The 15,970-nt window shown below is 75.1% G+C and carries 12 protein-coding genes; 7 read left to right on the forward strand and 5 right to left on the reverse strand.

The window, feature by feature from the left end; all coding sequences use genetic code 11:
- The first annotated feature begins 25 nt into the window (after positions 1–25).
- The 3 genes from IE248_RS11475 to IE248_RS11485 all read left to right on the forward strand — a co-directional run bounded on the left by IE248_RS11475 (position 26) and on the right by IE248_RS11485 (position 7,467).
- Positions 26–3,640: a WD40 repeat domain-containing serine/threonine protein kinase gene (locus IE248_RS11475; protein ID WP_190030650.1), complete on the forward strand. Its 3,615-nt coding sequence runs from the start codon at positions 26–28 to the stop codon at positions 3,638–3,640.
- A gap of 173 nt (positions 3,641–3,813) precedes the next feature.
- The gene (locus tag IE248_RS11480; RefSeq protein WP_190030651.1) at positions 3,814–6,375 is read left to right on the forward strand and encodes a glycoside hydrolase family 31 protein; all 2,562 of its coding nucleotides are present in this window, start codon (positions 3,814–3,816) and stop codon (positions 6,373–6,375) included.
- Between the two features lie 186 nt (positions 6,376–6,561).
- Positions 6,562–7,467 carry a LysR family transcriptional regulator gene (locus IE248_RS11485; protein WP_073798620.1) on the forward strand — a complete coding sequence of 302 codons (906 nt, stop codon included), beginning with the start codon at positions 6,562–6,564 and terminating at the stop codon, positions 7,465–7,467.
- Here the strand turns inward: IE248_RS11485 and IE248_RS11490 are convergent.
- Entirely contained in the window at positions 7,351–8,745 is a 1,395-nt protein-coding gene (locus IE248_RS11490) for an MFS transporter (RefSeq protein WP_190030820.1), read from the reverse strand. The two genes, IE248_RS11485 and IE248_RS11490, sit on opposite strands and share 117 nt — an antisense overlap.
- 38 nt (positions 8,746–8,783) lie before the next feature.
- Entirely contained in the window at positions 8,784–9,401 is a 618-nt protein-coding gene (locus tag IE248_RS11495; RefSeq protein ID WP_190030652.1) for a TetR/AcrR family transcriptional regulator, read from the reverse strand.
- A 120-nt stretch (positions 9,402–9,521) separates the two neighbouring features.
- Between IE248_RS11495 and IE248_RS11500 the strand changes: the two genes are divergently transcribed.
- On the forward strand, positions 9,522–10,139 hold the full coding sequence (locus IE248_RS11500) for a TetR/AcrR family transcriptional regulator (RefSeq protein WP_190030653.1): 618 nt from the start codon (positions 9,522–9,524) through the stop codon (positions 10,137–10,139).
- A 9-nt stretch (positions 10,140–10,148) separates the two neighbouring features.
- On the opposite strand, the gene IE248_RS11505 is transcribed toward IE248_RS11500, so the two are convergent.
- The gene (locus IE248_RS11505) at positions 10,149–11,249 is read right to left on the reverse strand and encodes a M20/M25/M40 family metallo-hydrolase (RefSeq protein ID WP_190030654.1); all 1,101 of its coding nucleotides are present in this window, start codon (positions 11,247–11,249) and stop codon (positions 10,149–10,151) included.
- Between the two features lie 110 nt (positions 11,250–11,359).
- On the opposite strand from IE248_RS11505, the gene IE248_RS11510 reads away from it, so the two are divergent.
- Entirely contained in the window at positions 11,360–11,602 is a 243-nt protein-coding gene (locus IE248_RS11510; RefSeq protein WP_037798833.1) for a DUF6158 family protein, read from the forward strand.
- 25 nt (positions 11,603–11,627) lie between these two features.
- On the opposite strand, the gene IE248_RS11515 is transcribed toward IE248_RS11510, so the two are convergent.
- Complete coding sequence (locus tag IE248_RS11515) at positions 11,628–13,286, reverse strand: carboxylesterase/lipase family protein (protein ID WP_229895258.1); 1,659 nt, start codon at positions 13,284–13,286, stop codon at positions 11,628–11,630.
- 153 nt (positions 13,287–13,439) lie between these two features.
- Positions 13,440–13,949, reverse strand: coding sequence for a mycothiol transferase (locus IE248_RS11520; RefSeq protein ID WP_190030655.1), 510 nt, complete (start codon positions 13,947–13,949; stop codon positions 13,440–13,442).
- 78 nt (positions 13,950–14,027) lie between these two features.
- Between IE248_RS11520 and IE248_RS11525 the strand changes: the two genes are divergently transcribed.
- Both IE248_RS11525 and IE248_RS11530 read left to right on the forward strand, forming a co-directional pair.
- Positions 14,028–15,308, forward strand: coding sequence for an AI-2E family transporter (locus IE248_RS11525; protein ID WP_100580891.1), 1,281 nt, complete (start codon positions 14,028–14,030; stop codon positions 15,306–15,308).
- 108 nt (positions 15,309–15,416) lie between these two features.
- Complete coding sequence (locus IE248_RS11530; protein ID WP_073798624.1) at positions 15,417–15,929, forward strand: hypothetical protein; 513 nt, start codon at positions 15,417–15,419, stop codon at positions 15,927–15,929.
- Positions 15,930–15,970 lie beyond the last annotated feature (41 nt).

Here is a 15,970-nt window from a genome sequence, read left to right on the forward strand (position 1 = left end):
TGATCAGGCTGGAGCAGGGGGAGACATGCCTGAGTTGCTGACGTCCGAGGATCCCGAGCGGGTCGCAGGCTACTGGCTCGCCGCCCGCCTCGGCGCGGGCGGCCAGGGCACGGTCTACGAGGCCTACGACCACGCGGGAGCGCGCGTCGCCGTCAAGGTGCTGCGGCCCGAACTCGTCAGCCGCCCCGAGATCGCGGGCCGCTTCGCCAAGGAGGTCCTCGCGGCGCAGCGCGTCGAGTCCTTCTGCACCGCGCGGGTGATCGAAGCCGGTACCGACGGCGAACGCCCGTACATCGTCAGCGAGTTCGTCGCGGGCCGGGACCTGCGCAAGGCCGTGCGCACATCCGGCCCGCTCACGGGCGACGCCCTGGTCCGGCTGGCGACCGGTGTGGCCACCGCCCTCGCGGCCATCCACCGCGCCGAGGTCGTCCACCGCGACCTCAAGCCGGACAACATCCTCCTGGGCACCGACGGCCCCCGGGTCATCGACTTCGGCATCGCCCGCACCAACGACATGTCGCTCACCGCCACCGGCCATCTCATGGGCACCCCGGGCTACATGGGCCCCGAGGTGCTGACCGGCCACCGGGCGAGCGCCGCCGCCGACGTGTTCGCCTGGGGCGCGGTGATGGTCTTCGCGGCCACCGGCCGCGATCCCTTCCACGGCGAGAACCTCGGCGAGATCGTCGTCCGCGTCACCGAACACGAGCCGGACCTCGCCGCCCTGCCCGCCGGCCTGCGCGCGCTCGTGGGCCGCGCCCTGTCCAAGACCCCGGCCGAACGCCCGAGTTCCACCGAGCTGCTCCTCGCCCTGCTCGGCGGCCCCGAGCGCGCGGACGCCTCGCTCCTCGTGGACGGCCGCCAGTCCGCCGGGGCGCTGCGCGACACGGCCGAGGACGGCGCCGAACCCGGACGGGGAGCCGCCGCCGCGCAGATGTACCAGGGGCTGCCGCTGCCGGTGCAACAGGCCGTACGGCAGATCGTGCTCCGCCTCGTCGTCCCGGGCACCGCCCCCGACGGCTCCCAGGACACCACCCGTACCGCCTCGACCTCGGAGTGGTTCGACGGCCTGCCCTACGAGGAACGCGGCGCGCTGCGCCTCGCGCTGGACGCCCTCGTCACCGCCCGGCTCCTGGTCCTGGAGGCCGACACCGTACGCCTCGCCGGCCTCGGCCTGATCCGGGCCTGGCCCCAGCTGCGGGCCTGGGTGGACCAGGACCGCGACGCGCTGGGCCTGCTGCGCTGGCTCACCCAGGCCGCCGGCTACTGGGACGGGCACGGGCGCACCCCCGACGCCCTGCCGACCGGCGGGGCCCCGCAGGCGGCCCGCGCCTGCGTGGCGGACGCCCCGCCGTGGCTGCGCGCGAGCCGGCTGGAGGCGGAACTGCTCGAAGCCCACGGCGCCGCCGCCGCGCACGCCCGCCGGCGCACCCGGCGGCTGCGCGCGGGCGGGGCCGCCCTGCTGGCCCTGGCGCTGGTCGCGGGCCTCGTCGCCTGGCAGCAGAAGCGGATCGGCGACGAGCGCGAACGCGAGGCCTCCGCCCGCAGCATCGCCTCGATCGCCGACAGCCTGCGCACCTCGGACCCCGAGACCGCGGCCCTGCTCAGCGTGGCCGCCTGGCGGGTCGCGCCCGTGGGCGAGGCCCGCGCCGCCCTGTACGGCGCGCTCGGCCAGGACGAGCGGAAGGTCGCGACCAACCCGGCCGGGGTCTCGACCGGCGTCTACGAGGAGCACATCGACACCCTGCTCGACGGACGCACCCTGGCCGTCCTCAACGAGAAGAAGAGCATGGAGGTCTGGGACCTCGTCACCGGCAAGCGCACGGCGCGCGCCGAACTGTCCCAGGAGGACGAGCTGCCGGCCGCCCCGGACCCCACCGGAACGGTCGCGGTGCAGCCCAAGCGCAAGGGCGTCCAGCTCATCGACCTCAAGAGCGGCAAGCCCGGCCGCCTCATCCTGGAGGACCAGGGCGCGCTCCAGCTCGCGGGGATGTCGGAGAAGGCCGGCCTCCTCCTGGTCACCTCCTACGAGGCGAGGCAGGAGACCCTCCTGGTCGACGGCGCCACCGGGCGGATCGTGCTGACGATCCCGGGGCGGGACGCGGTGGCCCTGTCGCGTGACGGCTCCACCCTCGCCTACTGCCTGCCCGGCCGCCCCGTCCAGCTCTACACCGTGGCCACCGGGCAGACCGCGCAGCTGACGAACCCGGACGCGTACCCCACCACCCCCTGCGGCAAGGAGCACGGGCTGCGGTTCAGCGGGAACGGCAAGCGGCTGATCCACATGAACGGGCGCAACTCCACCCTGTGGGACCTGCCCAGCCGCAAGAGCATCTACGAGTTCAGTGCGAAGTCGGTGGGCGCCGTCAACGCGGACGCCTCCCTGATGGCCGAGGTCACGGACTCCCAGGTGAAACTGTGGTCCGACCGGTCGAGCTCCTCCGCCCAGCCGCTGCTGACCTTCCCCCGGCCGGAAGCCGACGGCGCGGCGACGGGCGTGGCCCTCGCCTTCGACGCCGACGGCCGCAGGCTGCTCTCCCTCTCCAGGGACCGTCAGGTGCGCTACCTCGACCTGACCTTCGGACTGGAGGACGCCGCCTCCACGGTGAACGTGATGGACGCGGTGTTCGCCCCGGACGCACGGACCCTCGTGACGGCGGGGGTCCTGGGCACCGGCAGGGACGCGGAGGCCAAGATCTGGACCACGGCCGACGGCCGGGACCGCGCCCTGCCCGAGGTGCCGCTCAGGGGCTCCACCGGCGACGCCGACCTCACCGACGACGACGGCGGCGCGGTGTACTCGCGGGACGGGCGCCTGCTGGCGGGCGTCGTCGGGGGCAACGGGAAGCTGCGGGTCACGGTGTGGGACGTCCGGGAGGGCCGCAAGCGCGCGGAGATCTCCCTGCCGAAGTCCGTCTTCCGGGTCGACGGGGTGGAGTTCACCCCTGACGGCAAGCAGATCGTCCTGGCGCTCCCGGCGGGCGCGACCGCGAACGAGCCCCGGACCGTCCAGGTCTGGGACGTGGCCTCGGGCAAGCGGGCGTACGAGATCAAGGACGCCGGCGCCGCCAACCTGGCAGTCAACCGCGACGGCACCCTCCTGTTCACCTCGGCGGGCGAGCGGATCGACCTGGCCACCCGCAGGGTGGAGCGCGGCGTGTTCGGGCCCGGCGTCATCCAGGACCTGGAGTTCAGCGACGACGGCTCGGTGCTGGCGGTGAGCCTGCTCCAGGGCGCCGTCACCCTGTGGGACGGCAGCGGTCGCCGGCGCCTGGGCGCTCTGTCGAGCACGGCGGGCACCCGCGGCGAGGACTTCGGCGGACGCCTGGCGGGGCTGCGGTTCTCCCACGACGGCCGGACCCTGGCCGCGCTGGTGGGGGAGAGCCGGGTCCAGCTGTGGGACGTGCCGGCCCGCCGCCGGCTGGGCGACCCGATGCGCGGGTCCGCGGGCTTCCTGCGCGCCGTCGCCTTCGACTCCGGGGGCAGGCTGCACGTCTCCTCCTCGTTCCACCCGCACCGGGTCTTCGACCTCGGTCCGGCGAACGTGGCGAAGGAGCTGTGCCGGCGGGTCGGGCGCGATCTGACGCGCGCGCAATGGGAGCAGAACGTTCCGGACCTGCCCTACCGCTCGGTCTGCTGACGGGGCGCTCCGTCTCGCCGAAGTGACGTCATCGGACGTGACGCATGCTCAAAGCTGCGTGATTCCGGACGACTTCGAGCAGCTTCCTGCAAAGGATCTCGGCCGGCCGCTATGTTGCCAGGCGCATGCCAAAGCGGTGTGTCCGCGATCCGGACCGCACGAGGAGCTGCCCCATGAGACTCACCCGCGTCAGCACCGGCATCGAACCAGGCCCCGACCCCGGCCCCGACTCCGGCCCGGGCGCCCGCAGCCGGGGCGGCCCCTCGCCGCACCGGCGGCGTCCGCTCGACCCCGGCCGGGCCCGCCGTCTCGCCCGCCGCCGCACCCGCGTCGCGGCGCTGTTCGCCGCCGCCCTCACCGTGGCCGGGCTCGCCGCCGCCGGACCGGCCGCCCCCCGGGCCACCGCCGCGTCCACGGCGGCGCCGGCGGCCGCCGCCACGGCCGGCGACGTCACCGGCCTCACCCGGTCCGGGAACACCTTCACCGTCACCGCGTCCAGCGGGGCGAGGGCCCGCGTGGTCATCGCCCGCGCCGACATCTTCCGGCTCTGGCTCTCGCCCGACGGCGCCTTCACCGACGATCCGGCCGGCTCCGCCCTCGCCCCGACCACGGACTTCGGCTCCGTCGACGCCTCCTTCACCGACGCCGGCCCGTACTACCGCATCACCACCGGCGCCCTGAACATCCGCGTCAACAAGGCGCCGCTCCGCTTCTCCGTCTACCGCGCCGACAACACCACCCCGGTCTGGCGGGAGTCCCGGCCCACCAGCTGGACCGGCACCCGGACCACCCAGTACCTGGCCCGCGGCGCCGACGAGCAGTTCTACGGCACCGGGCTGCGCCTCGGGGAGTGGGCCCTGCGCGACAAGACCGTCCCCGTCGCCGTCGACAACAAGTGGCGCGAGAACGACAACGCGAGCCCCGCCCCCTTCTACATGTCCACCAACGGCTACGGCGTCATGCGCAACACCTGGGCCCCCGGCTCGTACGGATTCAACGCCCCCACCACCCTCACCCACGACGAGACCCGCTTCGACGGCTGGTACTTCACCGGGGACTCCCTCAAATCCGTCCTCGACGCCTACACCGACGTCAGCGGGAAACCCTTCATGGCCCCCGTCTGGGGCTTCGAACTCGGCAACGCGGACTGTTTCAACGCCTCCAACCCCGAGTACCAGGGCGACCACGGCCGCCCGCGCCACCAGACCACCCCCGACGTGGCCGGCTACGCCGCCGACGCCCGCGCCGCCGACATGCCCTCGGGCTGGTTCCTCCCCAACGACGGCTACGGCTGCGGCTACACCGCGCCGCTGAAATCCACCGTCGAGGCCCTGAAGGCCAAGGGCTTCCGGACCGGCCTGTGGACCTCCACCGGCCTCGACTCCCTCGCCGACGAGGTCGCCGCGGCCGGTGTCCGGGGCGTGAAGACCGACGTCGCCTGGATCGGGAGCGGATACCAGTACGCCTTCAACGGGGTCCAGCAGGCCGTGGACGGCATCGAGAAGAACTCCGACGCCCGGCGCTACGTATGGACCGTCGACGGCTGGGCCGGCACCCAGCGCAACGCCGTCGTCTGGACCGGCGACACCCACGGCACCTGGGACGACATGCGCTGGCACGTCCCCGCCATCACCGGAGCCGGCCTCTCCGCCCTCAACTACGCCTCCGGCGACGTCGACGGCATCTTCGGCGGCAGCCCCGAGACGTACACCCGCGACCTCCAGTGGAAGGCCTTCACCCCGGCCTTCATGACCATGTCCGGCTGGGGCGCGGCCAACCCGCGGGCCGGCTACCAGGACAAGCAGCCCTGGCGCTTCGCCGAGCCGTACCGGTCCGTCAACCGCGCCTATCTCCAGCTCAAGATGCGTCTGATGCCGTACCTGTACACGATGAGCCGCGTCGCCCACGAGAGCGGCGTCCCCAGCACGCGCGCGATGGTCCTCGAATACCCTGACGACCCGGTGGCCCGCGGCAACCTCACCAGCGGCCAGTTCATGGCCGGGGACTCCTTCCTCGTCGCGCCCGTCGTCTCCGACACCTCCGTCCGCGACGGCATCTACCTGCCCGCCGGAACCTGGACGGACTACTGGACGGGCCGCGTCCACACCGGTCCGGGCTGGCTGAACGGCTACCGTGCCCCCCTCGACACCCTGCCCCTGTTCGTCAAGGGCGGCGCCATCGTGCCGATGTGGCCCCGGATGAACCACTCGGGCGAGAAGCCCGTCTCCACCCTCACCTACGACATCCACCCGCGGGGCAACAGCTCCTTCAGCCTCTACGAGGACGACGGCCTGACCCGCGCCCACGAGTCGGGCGCCTTCGCCCGCCAGCGGGTGGCCGTCACCGCCCCCACCACCGGCTCCGGCACGGTCACCGTCTCCGTCGGTGCGCCCACCGGCGACTACACCGGCAAACCGGCCTCCCGGGGCTACGAGTTCTCCCTCCACCTCGCCTCGCCGCCCGCAGCGGTCACCGCCGACGGCGCCGCGCTCACCCGCCTCGCCTCCAAGGGCGCGTACGAGGCCGCGGCGACCGGCTGGTTCTTCGACCCGGCCGACCGCGCCGGCGTCCTGTGGGTCAAGACCGGTACGAAGTCGGGCGCCTTCACCGTCTCCGCCACCGGAACCTCCGTCCCCCCGGCCGGCCCGGTCCCGGCCGCCTCCGCCCCCGCACCGCTGCCGCACGAGAGCCGGACCGGCCCCGGCGCCCGCCACCGCGTCGACGGCCTCGGCTAGCAGAACCGGGCGGGTCGGCACCCGGCACCGCCTTCACCCGAGGTCCGGACCATGGTGAAGGCGGGGCCGGGTTGCCGCCCTGGGCCCTGTGTTGATCTTCGAGCAGCCGGAGATCCAAGTCAATCCACTGATCTCCTATCAACACCCAAGGCAGAGCTTGGATCTGAGGGTGGCTAGCGTGAGCCCATGACCCTCGATGACCTCCGCGTCTTCGTCGCCGTGTGCCGTGCCGGCAGCCTCAGCGCCGTGGCCCGCGACCTCGGCCGCACCCAGTCGGCCGTCAGCCAGCACATCCGCCGCCTGGAGAAGGAGACCGGCACCGGCCTGCTGGAACGCCACGCCCGCGGCGTCGTCCCCACCGAGGCCGGCCGCATCCTCCAGGCGGCCGCCGCCGACGGCATCTCCGGCCTCGACGGAGCCCTGCGCCGGCTGGACGACCTCGTACGCGGAGACGGCGGCTCGGTCCGCGTCACCACCGGGGCCACGACCGTCCGGCACTTCATGTCCGAAGCCGTCGTCACCTTCCGGCGCCGGCACCCCCGGGTGAGCCTGGAGTTCCAGACCGAGAACTCCAGCCGCAGCTGCTTCGACGCACTCGCCGCCGACGACCTCGACCTCGCCTGGATCACCATCGGGCGGCCGGTGCGCGGCATCGAGCAGCGCCCCGTCATGAACCTGCCCTGGGTGCTCGCGGTCGGCGCCGACGACCCCCTCGCCGCCCGCACCCGCATCGAGCCCGCCGACCTCACCGGCATCCGGCACATCCGGCTCCCCGAGAACTCCGCCTCCCGCGCCCACCTCGACGCCGCCTTCGCCGGCCTGGACATCCGGATCAGCTCCGACACCAGCGTGGCCGACTGGGACACCGCCCTGCTGCTCGCCGAACTGGGCCTGGGCCACGCCGTCGTACCCGCCCTGCCCGGCTGGCGGGTCCCCGGCGCGGACGGCCCGCTGCGCCTCGTCCCGATCCCCGGGCTACCGCCGCTCGCCGTCGGCTGGGCCGTGCGCCGCTGGAGCGCGCTCGCCCCGCTGGCCCGCGTCTTCGCCGACGAGGTCGCCCGCAGCTGCACCGCGCGGGCGGCCGGGCAGTAGCGACGCCGGCAGCAGTCCCACGGCGGCCAGCGCGGCCAGGGCCAACAGCGCCGGGGTGGCCCCGGCCCCGGCCCCGGCCCCGGCCCCCGTTCCCGCTCCCGCTCCTGCTCCCACTCCCGCCGCGAGGGCGATCCCGAAGGCCGGACCCACGTTCGTGGCCGTCTGCTTGAGCCCGCCGATCACCCCCGCGTACCCGGGCGGGGCGTCCCCCACCACCGTCCCGGTCGCGGTCACCATCACCGCGGCGAAACCGGCGCCGAGCACCGCGCCCCCGGCTCCCGTCAGGGCCTCGGTGCACAGCCCGGCGATCCCGAGCGCCACCAGCCCCGTCCCGGCCAGCGCGATCCGGCGCGCACCGAACCTGCGCTGCGCGAAACCGGCCAGGGGCGCCCCCGCGACCATCACGGCGGTCAGCGGCAGCAACCGCAGCGCGGTGTCGTACGCGCCCAGCCCCCGTACGTCCTGGAGCAGGAACGTCGCCGTGAACAGCGCCCCGGACAAGGCGCCCGACGCGGTCAGCAGCAGCGCCATCGAAGCCATCACCGGCATCGACCGCGCCACGGCGGCCGGCACCAGCGGGTGCGCGCCGCGCCGCTCCCACCGTACGAGGAGCACCCCGAGCCCCGCCGCGCCCCCGAGCCCGAGGAGGGTCGGCGGCGCGGTCCATCCGTACGCCGGTACGCCGGCCAGCGCGTGCACGAGCGCCGCGACGGCGGCCACGAGCAGGGCGGCGCTGCCCAGGGGCGGCCGTCCGGCGCCGGTCCGCTCCGGCTCGGGCACCCGTACGGCCAGGATCAGCGCGGCGATCGCGAGCGCGAGGGGCACGTTGACCACGAACACCGCCCGCCAGCCCCGGTGCGCCACGAGCAGCCCGCCGAGCAGCGGCCCGGCCGCCGCGGCCACCCCGATCGCGCTGGTCCGGACGGCCACGGGCGTGGCGAGCCGGTCGGGCGGATAGGCGAGCCGCAGCAGGGCGAGCGTCGCCGGCTGGAGCAGCGCGCCGAAGAACCCCTGCGCGGCCCGCAGGGCGATCACCCAGCCGACGCCGGGCGCCAGGGCGATGCCCGCCGAGGCGGCGGCGAAGCCGAGCACGCCGGTGATCGCCAGCCGGGAATGCCCGTAGCGGTCGCCGAGCCGCCCGGCGACGACCAGGAACGCGGCGACGGTGAGCAGGTACGCGGTGCTGGTCCACTGGACCTGCGCCACGCTCGCCCCGAGATCGCGCCGCATGCTGGGCTGCGCCACCACCAGCACGGTGCCGTCCAGGGCGACGATCATGGCGCCGCAGACGGAGGCGAGGAGCGCTGTCCGGGGCCTCACCGGGCGGCCGGGCCGAGGTGCGCGTCGAGTGCGGCGGTGACGATGGGGTCGAGCCGCGCGGGCCCGTGGCCGTGGACCAGGGGCAGGCTGCCCGAGCCCCACAGCTGGGCCACGCCGTGCAGGTTCGCCCACAGCGCGGCGGCGGTCACGGCCGCGGGCGGCGCGTCCTCGGCCTCGGCGCGGCAGCGGGTGACGAGGCCGACGAGCAGCTCGAACAGCGGGAGCGTGGACTCGCGCAGCCGCGGCTGCCCCGGGCCGGGCGGGCCGCCGTGCCGCTCGCTGTCCAGCAGGTCGTGGCGGAACATCAGCTCGAACATGCCGCGGTGCTCCAGCGCGTAGCCGACGTAGGCCCGCCCCAGGGCCGTGAGCTGCTCGCGCGGGGTGGCCGCGCCGGCCATGGCGGAGGTGAACCGGCCGGCGAGGTCCGCGAATCCGCGCCGGGCGATGGCCGAGAGCAGGGCGTGGTGCGTGGGGAAGTGCCGCCGGGGCGCGCCGTGCGAGACCCCGGCCCGGCGGGCGATCTCCCGCAGCCCGAGCGAGGCGGTGCCCTCGGTCATGACGAGGTCCACGCCGACGTCGATCAGCCGCTCGCGCAGGGAGCTGTCCTGTTCCATGGGCCCTGTCTACCAGGGGCTGGTAGACAGTGTCTACTCGCCCGGGATCCTGGTACGCCAGTACCATCAAGTTCCCGGCGGCGGACGGCCGACGGCCGACGAGCGGAGAGGAGCCGGCGCATGCCGAAACGCGTGGACCACGAGGAACGGCGCGCCCAGATCGCGGAGGCCCTCGTCCGGGTCGCCGCGCGCCGCGGACTGCACGCGGTGGGCATGCGCGACGTCGCCGCCGAGGCGGGCGTGTCCCTGCGCCTGGTCCAGTACTACTTCGAGACCAAGGAGAACCTGCTCTTCTACGGGCTCCAGCACCTGGCCGCCGGCCTCGGCGCCCGCGTCGCCGCCCGGCTCCGGGCCATCGGCGCGAACCCCGGCCCGCGCGCGACCGTCGAGGCCCTGCTGACGGAGGCGCTGCCCACCGACGCGGCGAGCCGCGATTTCCACATCGTCTTCACCGCGTACGCCGCCCTCGCCCTGACCGACGAGGCCCTCGCCGCGCAGCCCTTCATCGAGAACCCCAAGGCCGCCGAGGACGCCCTGACCGGGCTGCTCCAGCAGGCGAAGGACGCCGGGCTGACCCCTCCCGGTACGGACCCGCGCACCGAGGCCATCAGCCTCCTCGCCATGTCGGCGGGGCTCGGCACCAGCGTCCTGGTCGGCCAGCGCACCCAGGAATCCGCCGCCGCGGTCCTGCGCCACCACCTCGACCGGCTCTTCCCGGAGCCCGCCGCGGCGGAGTGACGCCAGGGCTCAGCCGCGCCGGATCGCGTCCACCAGGCCCGCCACCAGCCGCGCCCGCTCGGCCATGGCGCCGATCACCAGGTACTCGTGGTCGGCGTGGGCACCGCCCCCGACCGCTCCCAGACCGTCGAGCGTCGGCACCCCCAGCGCGGCCGTGAAGTTGCCGTCGCTGCCGCCGCCGACCGCCCTGCCCTCAAGGCCGGGGAGCAGCCGCCGCGCCACCGCGAACAGCTCGGTCGAGGCGGACTCGGGCATCGGGGGCCGGCCGACGGCGCCCCGCACCGAGACCTGCGCCCCGTCGAGATGCGGAGCCAGCGCCGCGAACGCGGCCTCGACGCGCTCCCTCTCGTCGGCCGTCTCGACCCGGACGTCGACGACGACGGTCGCGGCCGCCGGAACCACGTTGTCCAAGGTGCCCGCCGCCGCGACGGTCGGGGTGACCGTCGTCCCGATCTCGGGCCGGCCGAGCGCCGCGATGTCCAGCACCTGGTGCGCCGCCTCGATCAGGGCGTTGACCCCGGCCGCCGGTTCGAGTCCGGCGTGCGAGGCGCGGCCCGTGATCGAGACCTGGAAGGTGCCGCAGCCCTTGCGGCCGGTCTTCAGCCCGCCGCCGTCGGCGGCGCCCTCCAGCACCAGAGCTGCGCCGCAGGCGAGGGCGCGTTCCTCGATCAGGGCCCGCGAGGAGCCGGAGCCGACCTCCTCGTCGGCGGTCACCAGGATCTCCACCCCCGACCGGTCCTCCAGCGAGGCCACGCCGTGCACGGCCTGCACCAGCCCGCCGAGCATGTCGAAGACCCCCGGACCGGTCGCGTGCCCGCCCTCGACCGCGAACGGGCGGCGTTGCAGGGTGCCGAGTGGGAACACGGTGTCGTGGTGACCCAGGATCAGCACCCGGGGATCACCGCCGCCCGACCAGTGGACGTGCGGCCCGGCTTCGCTCTCCACCAGGACGGCGTGCCCGCCCAGACGGCTCTCGATGAGCGCCGCGACCGTCTTGGCAGACGCCTCCAAGGCGTTGACGTCACGCGAGGGGGACTCGGTCTCGACGAGTGTCCGGAGGTCCTCGATCATCGCGTCGACGCTCACGTCGGCGCCTTCGCGCATCGTCATGCGGTCAGGGTATCGGGCGGCCCGGAGCGCGCAGCCGGACCGGGTGCGCAGGATGATGGAGGGACCGGGGACGACGGCCGCTCCTCGGCACAGAAGGAGGCGCACCTGCCATGACGGAGCACGAGCGCGGGCCGTCGGCGCGCAACCTTGAGGAAGGCCGGCTGCTCAAGGAGCTGGAGGCGATCCACCGCACGCGCCACGAGACCCTGCTGCACGGGTCCAACGACGCCCTGGTCACCCACACGGACCGGATGAACGAACTGGAGCGCGAGTACGTACGCCGCCACCCGCAGCGCGCCCAGACCCCGGGCCGTACCCGCGAGGGCGCCCGCGCCCGCACGACGGCCGACTGACCCCGGCCCGCGAACCCGGCGGGGCCTACGGACCGACCTCGGGCGGGCCTTCCGCCGACGCGCCCGCGGTCGCCCACAGGTCGCAGTGGTGCGCGGCCCGTACGTCCACCGGCCGGACCCCGCCCGCCCCGGGAGCCAGCGACAGCACCGCGCCCGACGGCGTCCGCAGGCGCGGCCAGTCGGGGCTGCCCGGCGCGTTCGGCGTGCCGGTACGGGCGAAGCGCGTCCAGTACCCGGTCATCAGCGCGGACAGCTCGCGCTGCGGCCCGGTCAGCGCGGCGCCCGTGGTGAACAGGGAGGGCAGTTCGAGGCCGTGCGCCGCCCCGTACGGGAAGCCGGGCACCGTGGGCAGCCCGGTGAAATTTGGTGCGTCGGGATCGCTGAACCGGTAGCCGTACGTCGGCACGTGCCGGGCCAGCGCAGTGCCGTCCCGCAGCGCCGGACAGGTGAACGAGGCATCGGACAGCGCGGTCGCCCAGGCCAGGGCGGGCGTCGGGTACCCGGCCGCCGGGTACCGCGCCTCGACGGCCGCCGCCGAATCCCCGAATGAGCGCACCAGCCGGGCCCGGTAGGCGGCCGCGTCCGGGACGGGGAACTCCGCCAGGGTCAGGCCGATGAAGAGCCGCATCTCGTCCCGGTTGGTGCCCTGCACCACCGGCACCCGGTGGAAGCGCCCGGCCTCCAGGGCCCGGCGCGGTTCCCGGGGCAGCATCCGGTTGCCGTAGGAGACCAGCGAGAACCGCCGCATCAGCTCCGGGGTCGCGAGCCTGCGCGCGTCCAGGCCGCGCAGGCAGGCCAGGACCTCCGGGCCGGTGGGCCGGCCGCAGCCGAGCGCGGCCGCCGCGGCGACCCCGCGGGCCGTCGTGCGCCGCTCGGGCACGAACGGCTCGTACGCCTCCTCCTGCGGCAGGACGGCGCCCGCCGGCATCCCCGTCGAGCAGGAGCCGCTCTGCAGGACCGCCCGGTGGAACAGGCCGGCGGAGGCGGGCGAGGTCAGGTGCGCGCAGACGCTGAGGGCGCCCGCCGACTCACCGAACACGGTCACGTTGCCCGGGTCCCCGCCGAACCGGGCCGCGTTCGCCCGTACCCAGCGCAGTGCGGCCTGCTGGTCGGCGATGCTCAGGTTCGGGGCCCCGCCGAGCGCCGGATGGCCGAACAGGCCGAAGACGCCCAGCCGGTAGTTGACGGTGACGACCACGGTGTCCCCGCGGACGGCCAGCCCGTCGGGCCGGTAGGCGTCACCGGAGCCGTTCAGGAAGCCGCCGCCGTGGAACCAGACCATGACCGGCCGGGGCCGCGGGTGGGGACGCAGGACGCCCTCCCCGCCCGCCGGCGCGGTCACGTTGAGACGGAGGCAGTCCTCCGAGCCGGTCGGCCCGCCCGGACCGAGGGCCGGGAGCTGCACGCAGTGCGGGCCGGGCGCCCCGGCGTCGCGCACGCCGGGCCAGCGCGGTGCGGGCTCCGGGGGCAGCCAGCGCAGGGCGCCGGTCGGCGCCGCGGCGTAGGGGATGCCCTCGTAGGTGCGGTACGCGCCGTGCGTGCGGCCGCGCACCGCCCCGCCGTCGGTCTCCACGACGGGCCGCTCCGGCTCCGGGGCGGCGGCGGTGTGCCCCGCCCCGCAGGCGAGGAGCACGAGCGCGCCCAGCGCGGCACTGAGGGAGCGGACGAAACCTGCGTGGGGCACGGCGGACGCCCTTTCCACCGGACCGCGCGGCGGCGCGGCCCTGTTCCTCGGTCCTCCGGCGACCCTAGGCCCCCGGCCCGCACGCGCCGGGCAGGCGGCGCGGCGAACCCCCGGGAGGGCGCACCCACCCCATCCGATCGGCCCTGCGTCCCCCTAACGGCGCTCCAGCAGCCCGCGGACGTACGCGGCCTGGCCCACGTGCTGGAGGTCGTCGGAGATCACGCTGATCAGGCGCACCCCGAGGGTGACCGGCGGGTCCCAGCGGGTGTCGATCACGCGGTCCAGATCGGCGGCGGACAGGCCCCGCAGGAAGTGCAGGGTCCGTTCGTACACGGCGTCGTGGTACTCCAGCAGCAGCTCGCCCGCCTCGATCCGGACCGCCCCCGCCTGGGTGGCGTTGTGCCCGTACCCCGTGGCCCCGGCGGGCAGCGACAGGCCCAGGCGCTCCATCCAGCCCTGGGCGTCCCACACCTGTTCCCACCCCGCGGCGTCCGCCACGTGGTCGTCCTGGATCCGGGTCAGGTGCCAGACCAGCCAGCCGATCGAGTTGGCCGCCGGATCGACCCGCGCGCCCAGCTCGTCGGCCGTCAGGCCCCCGACCGCCTCGTGCACGGCCTCCCGGACACGTCCGTAGGCGTCCGCCAGTACCTCCGTAGCCTTCATGACACCCACTATGCGAGGGCTCGCGCCCGGCGGCATCAGCGGATGCCGGAGCGGGCGCCATGAACCAGGCTGGACCGCATGTCAGGGGTACAGGGTTGGTTCGGCCGCCTCAAGGGGCGTACGGCGGCGCTCCGCGAGCACGGCGCACGGGTCCGGGCGCGGCGGGAGGCGGAGTACGCGGCCGAGTACGCCGCCGAGTACGCGGCGGAGCATGCCGCCGAGCACGCCGCCGCCCAGCACGCGCGGGAGGCGACGGACGCCGCGCGGAACCCGGCCGGCGCCGTGCCCTGGGGCGTCCGGGTGGCCGCCGAGGCCGGCTGGCGCTTCCTGGTGCTCGCCGCGACGCTCTGGGTGCTCATGCGGGTGATCGGGGCCGTGCGCCTGGTCGTCCTCGCCTTCGTCGTCGCGCTCCTGGTCACCGCGCTGCTCCAGCCGACGGTGGCCCGCCTGCACCGGCGCGGGCTCTCCCGCGGCCTCGCCACGGCGCTGACCGCGATCTGCGGGTTCGTCGTGCTGGGGCTCGTCGGCTGGTTCGTCGTCTGGCAGGTGTCCGAGAACCTCGGCGACCTGACCGACCGGGTCCAGGAGGGCATCGAGGAACTCAAACGGTGGCTGTTGAACAGCCCGTTCCATGTGACCGAGCAACAGATCAACGACATCGCGAAGAAGCTGAGCGACTCCGTCGGCACGAGCACCAGCGAGATCACCTCCAGCGGCCTGAAGGGCGTGACCGTGGTGGTGGAGATCATCACCGGCCTGCTGCTGGCGATGTTCTCGACGCTCTTCATGCTCTACGACGGCCGGCACATCTGGCAGTGGACCCTCAGGCTGGTCCCCGCCGCAGCCCGGCGGGGCGTGGCCGGAGCCGGGCCGCGCGCCTGGCGCACCCTGACCGCGTACGTGCGCGGCACCCTGATCGTCGCCCTGATCGACGCCGTCTTCATCGGCGTCGGCATCTACTTCCTCGGCGTGCCGCTGGCCGTCCCGATCGCCGTGGTGATCTTCCTGTCCTCCTTCGTCCCCCTGGTCGGCGCCGTGGCCTCGGGCGCGCTCGCGGTCGTCGTCGCGCTCGTCACCCAGGGGGTGTTCACCGCGCTGATGGCGCTCCTGGTGGTGCTGCTGGTGCAGCAGATCGAGGGGCACATCCTGCAGCCGTTCATCCTGGGGCGGGCCGTACGGATCCACCCGCTGGGCGTCGTGCTCGCCGTCGCCACCGGCGGCATCATCGCCGGGATTGGCGGGGCGGTGGTCGCGGTGCCGCTGGTGGCGGTCACCAACACCGTGGTCGGCTACCTCCGCACCCGCGCGGAGCCGGGCCCCGCCGCGAGCTCCGTGGACGCCGACGAAGGCGCGCCGTAACCCCCGTTCGCCCGCCCCGAATGGCGCAGCACGCGAACGTGCCGGTGAATACAACAGAGCGTGCGCACGGTGGGCAGCGGACCCGCGCGTCGGCGAACGGAGCCTTCCATGAACGACCCCGGCACCTTCACGGCGACGGAGCCCGACGACCGCGAGGAGCCCGACGGCTCCCCGCAGCCGGGCCCGGCGCCGCGCGCCGCGGCCGCCCAGCGGCCCCGGTCCGGGGCGCTGCGCCACGTACTGCGCCTGCCGGTGGCGGCCGCGCTGCTGTTCTGCGGGGCGCTGCACCTGCCCGTCGAGGCCGCCGCGCCGGCGGTGATGACCCCCGCGGACTTCCTCCCGCTGCCGGTGGCGGTGGTCTGCCTCGGGCTCGGGGCGGTGCTCGCGGTACGCGACACCCCGGCGGTGTGGCGGTCCGTGGCCGTGGCCGCGCTCGGCCTCGTCACCCTGTACGTGTGGGGCGGCGTGGCCCGCTTCGACCCCCTGGAGGGCGCGGTGGGCGGCCCGTTCGCGTGGGCGGGCATCACGGTGGTGCTGAGCGCCGCCGCCTGCGCCGTGCTCGCCGGTGTGGCGCTGACGGACCGGCCGGTGCGGGCGGGCGGCCCGAGCCGCCGAGCCTGACACCGAGGGGTCCGCGCGCCCTTCCGGTTCCCGCCGGGTCC

The sequence above is a fragment of the Streptomyces goshikiensis genome, from assembly GCF_014650555.1.
Lineage (GTDB): Bacteria > Actinomycetota > Actinomycetes > Streptomycetales > Streptomycetaceae > Streptomyces > Streptomyces goshikiensis.